This window comes from Methanosarcina sp. DH1, assembly GCF_020804205.1.
GTDB lineage: Archaea > Halobacteriota > Methanosarcinia > Methanosarcinales > Methanosarcinaceae > Methanosarcina > Methanosarcina vacuolata.
On sequence record NZ_WJBJ01000025.1, the window covers coordinates 76,584 to 88,375 of the forward strand.

11 protein-coding genes are annotated in these 11,792 nt (G+C 39.0%); 9 read left to right on the forward strand and 2 right to left on the reverse strand.

Annotation, left to right across the window (positions count from 1 at the left end; translation table 11 throughout):
* Entirely contained in the window at positions 1-1,152 is a 1,152-nt protein-coding gene (locus FXW07_RS14635; RefSeq protein ID WP_229396064.1) for a hydrogenase small subunit, read from the reverse strand.
* A gap of 1,260 nt (positions 1,153-2,412) precedes the next feature.
* On the opposite strand from FXW07_RS14635, the gene hypC reads away from it, so the two are divergent.
* The 9 genes from hypC (at position 2,413) to FXW07_RS14680 (ending at position 10,193) form a co-directional block, all read left to right on the forward strand.
* A complete protein-coding gene (hypC, locus tag FXW07_RS14640) occupies positions 2,413-2,673 on the forward strand; it encodes a HypC/HybG/HupF family hydrogenase formation chaperone (RefSeq protein WP_048121877.1) in 261 nt (86 codons plus the stop codon).
* A gap of 19 nt (positions 2,674-2,692) precedes the next feature.
* Positions 2,693-3,811, forward strand: coding sequence for a hydrogenase formation protein HypD (hypD, locus tag FXW07_RS14645; protein WP_229396065.1), 1,119 nt, complete (start codon positions 2,693-2,695; stop codon positions 3,809-3,811).
* Positions 3,804-4,205: a hydrogenase maturation nickel metallochaperone HypA gene (hypA, locus tag FXW07_RS14650; protein ID WP_048121873.1), complete on the forward strand. Its 402-nt coding sequence runs from the start codon at positions 3,804-3,806 to the stop codon at positions 4,203-4,205. Before hypD ends, hypA begins: the two co-directional genes overlap by 8 nt.
* A gap of 52 nt (positions 4,206-4,257) precedes the next feature.
* On the forward strand, positions 4,258-4,920 hold the full coding sequence (gene hypB, locus FXW07_RS14655; protein ID WP_048124072.1) for a hydrogenase nickel incorporation protein HypB: 663 nt from the start codon (positions 4,258-4,260) through the stop codon (positions 4,918-4,920).
* 180 nt (positions 4,921-5,100) lie between these two features.
* The gene (hypE, locus tag FXW07_RS14660) at positions 5,101-6,144 is read left to right on the forward strand and encodes a hydrogenase expression/formation protein HypE (RefSeq protein ID WP_048121869.1); all 1,044 of its coding nucleotides are present in this window, start codon (positions 5,101-5,103) and stop codon (positions 6,142-6,144) included.
* Between the two features lie 547 nt (positions 6,145-6,691).
* A complete protein-coding gene (locus tag FXW07_RS14665; protein ID WP_229396066.1) occupies positions 6,692-7,039 on the forward strand; it encodes a hypothetical protein in 348 nt (115 codons plus the stop codon).
* Positions 7,040-7,356: 317 nt separating this feature from the next.
* On the forward strand, positions 7,357-7,884 hold the full coding sequence (locus FXW07_RS14670; RefSeq protein WP_229396067.1) for a gamma carbonic anhydrase family protein: 528 nt from the start codon (positions 7,357-7,359) through the stop codon (positions 7,882-7,884).
* 231 nt (positions 7,885-8,115) lie between these two features.
* A complete protein-coding gene (locus FXW07_RS14675) occupies positions 8,116-8,541 on the forward strand; it encodes a hypothetical protein (protein WP_229396068.1) in 426 nt (141 codons plus the stop codon).
* 617 nt (positions 8,542-9,158) lie between these two features.
* Complete coding sequence (locus tag FXW07_RS14680) at positions 9,159-10,193, forward strand: hypothetical protein (protein WP_229396069.1); 1,035 nt, start codon at positions 9,159-9,161, stop codon at positions 10,191-10,193.
* Between the two features lie 824 nt (positions 10,194-11,017).
* Here FXW07_RS14680 and FXW07_RS14685 read toward each other — a convergent pair.
* Positions 11,018-11,311: a hypothetical protein gene (locus FXW07_RS14685; RefSeq protein WP_048121854.1), complete on the reverse strand. Its 294-nt coding sequence runs from the start codon at positions 11,309-11,311 to the stop codon at positions 11,018-11,020.
* Positions 11,312-11,792: the final 481 nt, after the last annotated feature.

The following is an 11,792-nucleotide window of genomic DNA, read 5'->3' on the forward strand; positions in this document are numbered from 1 at the left end:
TCACTCTCCTTTTCCCATTCTCCTAACAGCATGTACGCCTGCTGCAACTGCAGCTGCTCCAACTGCAACTTTGGCTACTGTATCAATGTTTGTTCCGGCAACTCCTACATCTTCACGTTCAACGTACAGGGGTCTTGAGGAGTCTGGGAAGCCTGGCTCAACACAGGCAATACAGGGGCCGCCTGCCTGAGTACACATGCTTACTGAACCGTTCCACCTGCGGATTCCACAGTCTGCATGGGCGTAAGGAGCTTTGCATCCAAGTTTCCACAGGCACCCTGGCCCACCAATCTCTTCATCAAGCTCTCCGCGGTCATAGTATCCACGGCGGGGACAGTTGTCATGCACAACATGGTCTGGAGGGAAGAAGACTTTTGGCCTGTTATACTCGTCCAGAACGGCAGAAAGGTCATCTGGGATCTTAATCTTACCAAGAATAACTGCGCCCAGGGTAAGGAGTACCCAATCAGGGTGAGCAGGACAACCAGGAATATTGATTACGGGCTTATCAATGCCAAGTTCTTTAAGCATTCCTTTTGATGCATCAGCTTTTGAAAATGCGACTCCTCTATAGTCTGTATCCTTAGCAACATCGCTTTCTGCATTGGTAATTCCTCCCCAACAGGCACAGGCTCCAACTGCAACGACAGCTGCAGCATTCTTTGCAGCCTCTCCAAGGGTCTGCTTGAAAGGCTTGTTTCCAATAACCAGGTAGCGGCCTGAACCATCCGGGCCGTTTGGAATTCCGCCTTCAACGACCAGAATATATTTGCCTTCTTTATAAATTTCTTCCTGGAGAATTTCGGAGTTAAGCTCAGAGGTGTTTACAAGCTTGCCATCATTCCAAATTCCCTGCTGTGCACAAAGAGTCTCATGGTAAGCAAGATTGACATTAAGCTTTTCTAGTGCTTGTACAAGGTCAGGATTGCCTGCATTTAAGACCGATTCAGAACAGCCGGTACATTCGGAACCGTGGATCCAAAGAAGCTTGGTCTCTGCGAGTTCAAGCGCACTTACAATCTCAGATTTATATGTGCCAAGGAATGTAGCTGCACCCATTGCACCTAACGCTTTCATGAAAGTGCGTCGATCCATTTTTAAGAAGTCCACACTGTCCAGTGTACGGACAAGATTTTTTATTCCAGTACTCATCTCTACCACATCTTGATTTTACCCAAATTATACATCCGAAAGAAAATTTTGAATAATTGTCCACAGTAATTATATAAATACATACATAAATTTACCACTAATGTTTTCAATGTAGGAATAGTATTTAAGGTTTTTTACACGCTCCAATAAATATATTAATTGGCTGCATTGGAGGGATATGATTCAATATCTTATATAATAAGCTTCAGATATAAATGACACAACTCAATGTATATCGTTGGGCATTATTGTATAAATATGGGGAATTAACGCCTCTTGAAAGAGAAAAGAGGATCAAAACAATTAATTTAATTTCAAAAGTTAAAAGTTACTACTGAAGTCGCAATTCATATTTAAAAACTTACCTGTATTATGACAAAACACATAAAAAGAAGATAAAATGCAGAAAAGTTTTGAAATGCAAAGAAAGAATCACTTATTTTTAAGGGATATTTTAGTAGATTGAGCTTTCTCAACCAGAACTGAGATTTCATAAGAAGAAAATAAATATAGCAACTGATCCTGTTTAACTCTCAAGTAGCCAAAAGAATCCTGCTTTACTATAAAGCTGAAAAGCTTTTAATCCCGAGTTATCTCTATTAACTCTGATCTTCAGTGTTCTTAAAAGTACACTCAATAGAAACTTAAAACGGAAAAGAAGTGCTAAAGAAGCTGATCTTATTATGTGAAGCTAGAACATATATAATACTACTCAAGCCTCAGTTACCTATGGCTTTTATGTCTTGAGCATCCCGACTTAAATAGAGCGGTTTTAGAGCCTTTTCAAAAACGTTTTTGAAGCAAGTAAAAGATCAGGGCAAAAAACATTTTTAAATTATGTAAGTGAAAAGAAAAAACAAAAAGAATATAATATAGGACCATAGAGTTTCAAAAAATAATTTTTGACAATGGATTTGTTTAAAACTTAAAATTAGGTTCTTGTTCACGATAACTCCATTTTTCTATCTGCGGCAAGTGGAGAATGAAAACGCGATCATTAAAAAGCAGCAGTAGAGAAATAAAAACAAGTAAGGGGATAAAAGCTGTTTAGCCAGTTAAGGAAGTAAAACTGGAGGGGTTTTTGCTCATTTGGTACCTGTAAATATATATACCTTACAAATATACATCTCTTGTAAATACATTACAAATATATATCTCTTGTAAAATAAGTCTTGTAAAAGCCTTAATACAAGAATTTATCTCATTAATAAATAATTTGTATAAACTAAAGGATTTTAAAAAAAAAGGGTTCGAGGAAACATGTGTATAGCTATTCCTGGAAAAGTAAAATCCATTGTAAACGAGAATACTGCAACGATTGACATGGGCGGAATCTGCAGAGATGTGAATATGGACCTTATGGGAGGCGCTAACGAGTCCCAGATAGGGAAACACTTTCTTGTCCATGTTGGATATGCAATAGCCGAAATCTCGGAAGAAGAAAGTGAAGAAACAATGCACCTTCTCAGACAGATTGCGGGACTTGAAGAGATAGAGACACCCGAAAGCGAATCTACCTGAAAGCGGACGCTGATTAAAAATGGAAAACGGGAATTCACCTTCAAAGCCAGCGGCTCCTGAACTTGAAAGAAAGCTCCTGGAAAGAATCAGAAGCTTGGATAAGCCACTTCGCATAATGCATGTCTGCGGGACTCATGAGCGGACTATAGCAAAATATGGGTTAAGGAGTGTCCTTCCTAATAATATTGAGGTAATAAGCGGCCCCGGATGCCCTGTTTGTGTGACTCCTGAAGAAGATATTAATATTGCAATAGCCCTTGCAAAAAGTGGGGCAACCGTTGTCACTTTTGGAGACATGATGCGTGTTCCGGGTTCGGCCGAAAGTTTGCTGGACGCGAAGTCTGAAGGGGCAAATGTAAAGATGGTCTATAGTATTGATGATGCAATTGCCCTTGCAGAAAAAAAGCCAGAACTTGAGGTAGTCTTTTTTGGAATAGGCTTTGAAACTACGGTTCCTGCAAATGCGGCTGCTCTTTTAAGAAAGACCCCCGAAAACTTCAGCCTCCTTGCCTCGCAGAAGCAAACTCCTCCTGCAGTCGAATTCCTTGCCAGTGATGCAGATGTTGATGCCTTTATAGCTCCCGGGCATGTGGCAACTATAATAGGCACAAAACCTTTTGAGTCTCTTGCAGAAAAAGGCTTTCCTGTTGTCGTAAGTGGGTTTGAACCCGGAGATATTCTCCTTGGAATAAACCTGTTACAACTGCAGGCAGAAGAAGGAATCTCAAGAATAGATAACGGCTACCCGAGAGCTGTAAAACCTGAAGGAAACCAGATTGCCCTTAAAATCATGAATGAAGTGTTTGAAACCTCGGACTCTGAGTGGCGAGGCATAGGGAAAATCGAGAATTCAGGACTTGTGCTCAGAAAGGAGTTTGAGGAAAAGGACGCTGCAAAAAAGTATGAAGATCTGTATGCTTCTGCTCTTGAAGATGTCCGAAAGAAAACAGGAGGAAAAGACAAAAAACGCTGTATCTGCGCAGCTATCCTTACCGGAAAAGCAAAGCCTTCTCAATGCCCGAATTTCGGGAAAGAATGTACCCCGAAAAGTCCTGCAGGCCCATGTATGGTAAGCCAGGAAGGTATGTGTTATAACTGGTTCAGGTACTCAAGAGAAGGAGGCAACAGGGTTGCATGAATTATCCATTGCATGTGAAATTTTCGAGCAGGTAATGGCTACTGCCAAAGAGCACGGAGCCACGGAAGTTAAGCACGTAACTCTTCAGATGGGAAGATTATCTCATACTAATCCGGAACAACTTAACTTCTGTTTTAAAGTCCTTGCAGAGGAAAGTATTGCCAAAGATGCGGATTTTATTGTAGAAATGATACCGCCTTCCCTTGAATGTGAATGTGGATACACGGGAGCAATAGATGAAAAAAAGATAAGAACAAAATGTGAATTCGAAAGTGAACTTCTGGCTTATGCGGCAGTTATGGAATGTCCAGTCTGCGGAAAGCCTGCTCAGCTTATAGGTGGAAGAGAGCTGATAATTAAAAGTATCGAGATCGAAACTGAAAACCAGGATTGAACCTCAAAAAGGTAAAAAATAAAAAATAACTCCCCAAGTGATGTTTATGTTAATGCATGTAATTGATATGGGACATGATGTCTACAAGGCAAATGATAAAGTTGCTGAAAAAAACAGAAAGAAACTTGACAAGTATCAGGTTTTCTCGGTAAATGTTATGGGTGCAATCGGATCAGGAAAGACCACTCTGATTGAAGAAGCTATCAGGCAACTTAAGGATAAGTATAGGATAGCTGTGATTGCAGGGGACGTAATCGCAGAAATGGATTCTTCCCGTTTCAGAAAACTCGATGTACCTACCATTCCCGTAAATACCGGAAAAGAGTGCCACCTTGATGCAAAACTGGTGGAAAAAGCCCTGGATGAAATCGATCTTAGTAACACGGATCTCCTTCTAATTGAGAACGTAGGCAACCTTATCTGCCCTGTGGACTTCAAACTGGGGGAACAACTGAGGGTTGTAATCGTGAGCGTGACCGAGGGAGACGATATTATCCTCAAGCACCCCATGATATTCAAGACTGCAAATCTTGCAGTAATAAATAAAGTTGACATTGCACACGCTGTTGATGTCGATGCCGAAAAAATGCGAAACGATATTCTTTCCTTAAATCCGAGTGTGCCAGTTATCCTTACTTCAAAGCATGACTGGGAAAGCCTGGAAACCTGGATTAGCTTTATCGAGCTGGGAGTTAAAAAAGCTCAGAATAGATAAGGCAAAGTTAAAAACAACTAAGGTAGAACCCAGGTTAAAAAGAATTAATTCGAGCCAGGGTTAATGAGGATAAAATTAGAAATCAGATTATAGAGATTAACTCGAAGCTCGGACTAAAAAGATTTAAACTAGATTGAGAAGATCCAGAAGGGTTTAAAAGGCGGAAAAAAGGAGACTTATATGAAATCAAATACCATTTCTCTTGAGCACGGTGCAGGCGGAGAAGTTATGCAGGCACTTATAGGAGAAATAATTCTTAAAAACTTTCACAATAAAAGTGCAGGCTCAATTGGACTCGAATGTCTTGATGATGGGTCCACAGTCAGGCTTGATAGCTTCAACAACGGATGCGAACTTGTACTGACTACTGATAGTCACGTGATTACACCTGCCTTTTTCCCGAATACCAATATAGGAAGGCTTGCAGTTGCAGGCACTGTCAATGACCTTACGGTCATGGGAGCAAAGCCCCTTGCCCTTACCTGTGCAGTCATAGTCCCTGAAGGTTTTCCACTCAAGGAGTTTGAGGAAATAATTAAAACAATGGATAAAACAGCCGCAGAGGTTGGTGTACCCATAATAACAGGCGACACTAAAACCGTAGAGAAAACTGCGCTTGATTCTATTATCCTGAACACTGCAGGCCTGGGGATTACGGATAGCCCTGTAAGAGACTCAGGGCTTCGGCCGGGAGACAAAATTCTGGTCACAGGCACTATTGGCGACCACGGAATTTCGCTTATGGCTCACAGGGAAGGTTTTGACTTTGATACTGACCTTGCCTCGGATTCAGCCCCACTCTGGAAGCTCATAGAACCCCTCCTGAAACTCAGAACTCCGGAGGGTGAACCCGTGATCACGGCAATGAAAGACCCGACCCGCGGAGGGCTTGCAAATGCCCTGAACGAGATGGCAGCAAAATCCGGAGCAGGCATTCTGATTGAAGAAGACTGGATTCCTTTCAAACCAGCCGTTTCCGCAGCCTGTGAGATGCTGGGCCTTGATCCCCTTGAGGTTGCAAATGAAGGAAAAGCAGTTATCGGAGTCAAACCCGGTTTTGAAGAAGAAGTGCTTTCAATCCTGAGGCAGCACCCTTACGGCAGGGATGCAGCTGTTATAGGAGAAGTTACTCCAGATAAGAAAGAAGTAGTCCTGAGAAACCGTTTCGGTGGTATGCGTTTTGTAGATGTACCTGCCGGAGACCCGATTCCCAGAGTATGCTAAAAATCATCAGGCCCTAGCCGAGATTGATTTATGATAAGATACTATTGGAATTGAGTTTTGACGTACAATCGTTTCCTCTCGTTTAATTGGACTCATTTTTTATTTTTCCTTTTCCTTTTGTGTTACATTTTTGTCTCATTTTTTACTTCACTTTATCTTTTCATTCTCTTTTTCTGAGTATCTATTTTTCATACTCTCGTTCTGAGTATCTGTTTTTCATACTCTCTTTCTCAATCTCTATTTTTCATTTTCTTGTTCTGAGTATCTATTTTTCATACTCTCTTTCTCAATTTCTATTTTTCGTTTTCTCGTTCTCAGTATCTTTTCAGTCTATATTTTCGGTTTACATTTTTATATATCTCTCAGCCACTAGTATCAAATAATGTTTAAAAGTAAATTACCTTATAGAAATTTGTAGTATAATGATAAAATAAGTTGAAAAGGTTTCAAGAATAAGGCAGTCAGAGAAAAAACAACAATTTATAGAAGTATCTCAGGTAAATCTATCGAGCAGGAAAGTTACTGAAAATAGAACGGAAGCCGAAATATGAACCGAGACCCAATTGTGGAACAGGAACTATGGCGCTCAGTTGCAGTATATTTTGCATCATTTTTGGTCGTGGGAGCCCTGAATATTGCAGGATACATATCAGTAGAAGGTATTGCAACTTTTATCCTGGCCTTTATTATAACATTAATTCATTTCGCACTCATGGTCAGATACAGGAGAAAAGAGCAGTTGACAGATCCTTCAATATCTTCGATAATAGATCATTTACTTCAGCCCAAAAATCCTGAAAGTAGACACAGTATAAACCCGGAATCCGGGCATAATTTCCTTTCTGTTTTGGCAATCCTGGTGATTGCATACCTTATTTATCGTTATGCAATTTAAGTAAGAATTTAGTAAAATTCGCTTTTGAGACAATCCCAAAAGTAAGAGGTCTTGAAGAAGTGTAATTATTGAGAAAAAGAAGAGAGTCTTATTCTGAAACAAAGTAATTTCCACTTAATCTTTCTGTTTTCTGATTTTTATAAAATATAAGGCGAAGATATGATTGTTATCTACGGCAATTTTGTTTCTAAAATGCCTGAATGAAACTTTTGAGGTTTATGAAGAGCAAAGTTTCCTGTATGACATGAATTGAAATTGGAAAAGATATAATTTATTCTACTAAGAAAAACTGAATTTGGAAAGGCGGAGGGACATTCATGATAATGAATTTTAAAGGCAAAAGCCCGAAAATTTCAGAGACGGCTTTTATTGCGGATTCCGCAGACGTGATAGGGGATATCGAAATAGGGGATTTTTCAAGTGTATGGTTTAATGCCGTACTTCGCGGGGACAGGAATAAGATAAAAATCGGGAGCCGGACGAGTACCCAGAATAATGTGGTTATTCATGCAAACCCCGAGAATGGAGTTCAGATAGGAAATGATGTAAGTGTGGGACACGGAGCTGTGCTTCACGGGTGCAGAATCGAAAACAATGTGCTTATAGGGATGAACTCTACAGTATTGAACGGGGCTGAAATAGGAAGAAATTCTATCGTAGGTGCAAATGCGCTGATTCCTGAAGGGAAGAAATTTCCTGAAAACAGTTTGATAATTGGATTCCCGGGGAAGGTAAAGAGGGAAATTGATAAATCAGAGATTGAAACTATAGCAGAAAACGCTGCAGAATATGTGGAGTTTGTCAGAGAGTACAGGGAAGAAGTAAAATATATACAAAAGAAATAAAAACGTTGGAATAAAAATATATATTATTTGACGATTTGCATTTTTACCCAGATCTTTGCAGTGATAGATGAATAAAGGCTGGTAAAAACAAGTTGTGAAATAGAGGAGCAGAAAAGTAAAATTTCGATATGATTAATGCAGATATCCTATTAAACTAAAAGAAAAACTGTTTCTCTTTTAATAGTTTAATATTTATAAGAATATACGAACTCGTCATGGAGACAAACGGAAATGAGGAACATAAATATCCTGTACTATGGGAAAGTAAAATCGGTAGATGTATATGAAAGCATGCTTGAGTACGTAAAAAGTTCCGGTACTTCGGACTGCGAGAAAGATTACATTGAGGGCCAGCCTGACTATTTTGTAGAAGAGTGGCAGGCAGCACTGGACAGCGAGATATATTTTGAATATGATCCTATGAAAGATGCAGGAGAACTCGAGATTGACGGGCAAAGTTATACCCGTGTCGGCAGAGGAATATCCGAGTTAAGTTATGTACCCACTGACAGCCTGTCTGACATTCTGTATATTATTTATCACTGCGACCACAACATTAGAAAATGTAACTGCGTTAATGAGATTTTCCAGACAAAAGAAGAAGCAGAAAAGAGAGCAAATGAGCTTAGAGGAAAAATGAGCTTAGAGGAAAAATGAGCTTAGAAAAAAACGAGCTTAGAGGAAAAAATGAGCTCAGAGAAAAAATGAGCTTAGAAAAACGTGTTTTCTCCTGATCTTCCTTATTGCAGGAAATATCATAAACAAAAATCTGAAAACGAAGCAATCATATTTATAGGTAGAATTGCTTGACCTGTGATATCAGTAGCTTACCATCTGCCTGAAAAACAAGATCAAAGCTGTTTATAATAACGGAGTGAAATCCCTCTCAGAATTTCAACTCCGAATTTCAATATATAAGAGGACTACAAGACACTACTCGAGACACTACTTTTTTATATTTTTTCAATAAACATATTTGTTTTTTAGAGATAAAATACAAATCGTCGGTACTTATCAATACGTTTTAATTTTTTTAAAAACATGGCTCCACATCATAGAACAATTAGTGGAGACGTTCAGAGTTACGGTTGAAATAGAGCAGAACCATGTAAAAACACCGGCCTACTATACAAAGGAATTTAAACACACATTGGCAAACTATTAAATATTTATTTATATGTTAGCAGTGTATTATCTAACGAGTTTAATGTTTTATGCGCTAATGTGCTAATTTCGCAGTTAAACTATATTAACTAAATAAAGAGGCTAGTGACATGCATAAGGAACATGAACTAAACAAAGAAGCTGGAATAAAAATTAATAAAGTGAAAACCGAAGTAAAGAAGAATCAAGGAATGAATGAGAAGTCTAGCTCCAGATCCCATTATGTCCCAGGCTCCTGGAAAGGGACAAAAATAAATCCGCAAATAAGTAAGATCAAGTACAGGCAGCGTTATGTACCCGGATTATGGAAGGAATCCGTAGAGACTTCAAGGGTAAAGAAGCTCGGGTATAAGCCGAAATACATACCTGGATTATGGAAAGCGGCAAAAGAGAATCCAAAGATGGAGAAAATTAAGTATAAACAGCGTTACATTCCAGGTCTCTGGAAAGGGACTGAAGAGACTCCAATAACAAAAAAAGGTGATCATAAGCCGCGTTATATTCCCGGTTACTGGAAAGGAACAAAAATGAATCCGAAAATAGGGAGTCTCAGGTACAGACAGCGCTACATTCCCGGGTTCTGGAGAGGAAATTCAGATGCCCAAAAAGCAGATAAATTCATTCACAAGCCAAAATACGTACCTGGATTCTGGAAAGGAACAAAAGAGAACCCTAAAATAAGTACGATCAGATACAAACAGCGTTATATTCCCGGATTCTGGAAAGGAAACATAAAAACTCCAGAAATGAAGAAATTTGACCACAAGCCGCGTTATATTCCTGGCTCATGGAAAGGGACAACAAAGAATCCGAAAATAGGGAAGACGAAATACAAACAGCGTTACATTCCCGGATTCTGGAAAGGAACCATAGAAACTCCAGAAATGAAGAAATTTGACCACAAACCGCGTTATATTCCTGGCTCATGGAAAGGAACAACACAGAATCCGAAAATAGGGAAGATGAGATACAAACAGCGTTACATTCCCGGGTTATGGAAAGGACATGCAAAAAAGGATAGCTACAGACCTCGTTATGAGCCTGGCTTCTGGAAAGGAACAAAAGAAGCTCCTAAGAGAAGTGAGAAGTTTAGCTACAAGCCTCGCTATGTACCCGGATCCTGGAAAGAGAAAACGGGACTCTGAGGGGTTAGCACCTGAACAGAATAATAAAACACTGGCAGGCCTATAATATACATAATAATTAAACTGATTATAATTGAAACTGATTATGATTGAAACTGATTATGATTGAAACTGATTATGATTGAAACTAATTATGATTGAAACTAATTATGATTGAAACTGATTATGATTGAAACTGATTATGATTGAAACTGATTATGATTGAAACTGATTATGATTGAAACTGATTATGATTGAAACTGATTATGATTGAAACTGATTATGATTGAAACTGATTATGATTGAAACTGATTGAAGTTTCATAATACTGTTTCCCAGTTCAATTGCATAAGTCTGATAGTTTCTGAGGCAAATAAGTAACTTAAAGTAAGAAACCAGTACTAATGAAAAGTTCAAGGCTAAAAATTAGTGGGGGTCTTTAGCCAAATCTGAAAAATGCGAACGCTTACTTGTTTGATAGGATTTGAGAACCTTCCTCTTGATTACGACATCACAGGAAACGACTTCCACTACATTATTTTTGTAGCTTTTTTATAATTATCCGGTTTCAACCTCTTTTTATTTAGATTATCCCAGCTTTTCATAATTAGCGGATCTCAAGGATTGTCTTTGATCCCTGTTTTCGACTCTGTTTTTGACCTATATTTGACCCGTGTTGTTAACAGGTACAATTTTAAACGCATGAATGCCTGCTAAACAACCTGCAGAGTTTAAGCTGAGCCAGTTCCCGGAAAGATGTGAAGATCCTTTAAATCCTCGTTTTGCAGGGGCTAAAGCCTGAAATATTCCCGAAAGTCCACGGAGTTCGGGGAGAACTTTAAAAATTATACATTTCCTGAGACTGCATTCCGCAGGCAGGTTTCCCAGTCTTCAGGGTTGTCTATATTGTCGCACTGCCACTCAAACTCGCGCCTTGCAAGCCTGATAGTTGCACGTGCTTTTTTGAGTGGAACCAGCTCTTTTCCGACATCGCCAACTCCCCCTACTTCCAGGCAGCTTACGATATCGATCATAAACTTCTCCAGGATCTCTGGTGGTATCGATTCGTTCCTTGCGTGGATTTCTGTGCATTTTGCAAGATACTCTGCAAGTACTCGGATCAGTTTCTTGTCACGCATGATTGTAACTCCTTTGTACGATAAGTGGGGCAATTCACTCCGTCACACTGGGCTTTAGATTTGATGATCGCAACAATTATGACATTAATAAAAATGCAGACATATCTTCCTGAACTCAGCCCAGGATACTTCAATCCTGATTTTCCAGGGACAGTACCTCAAACAGCAATTAAAAATATGTATTTTCGAAGCTTAAAGCTTTCTAAATAATCGTATTTGAGAGAAGTTATATACACTTGGGTACCAGCCGAAATATTAAAAGGTCGTATAAAATGTCTTTTCTACTACTTTCTATTACTCTCCATTACTTTCTACTATTTTCTTTCTATTTTCTTTCTACTATTTTCTACTACTATTCTCTACTACTTTCTACTACTCTCTACTGGTATATGTACACTGAATCATTTTTCCATTAAAGTTCTAGTATGAGAGATTATGTTTGGATCATATGTAAACCTTAAAACTGCACACAATAAGGGAT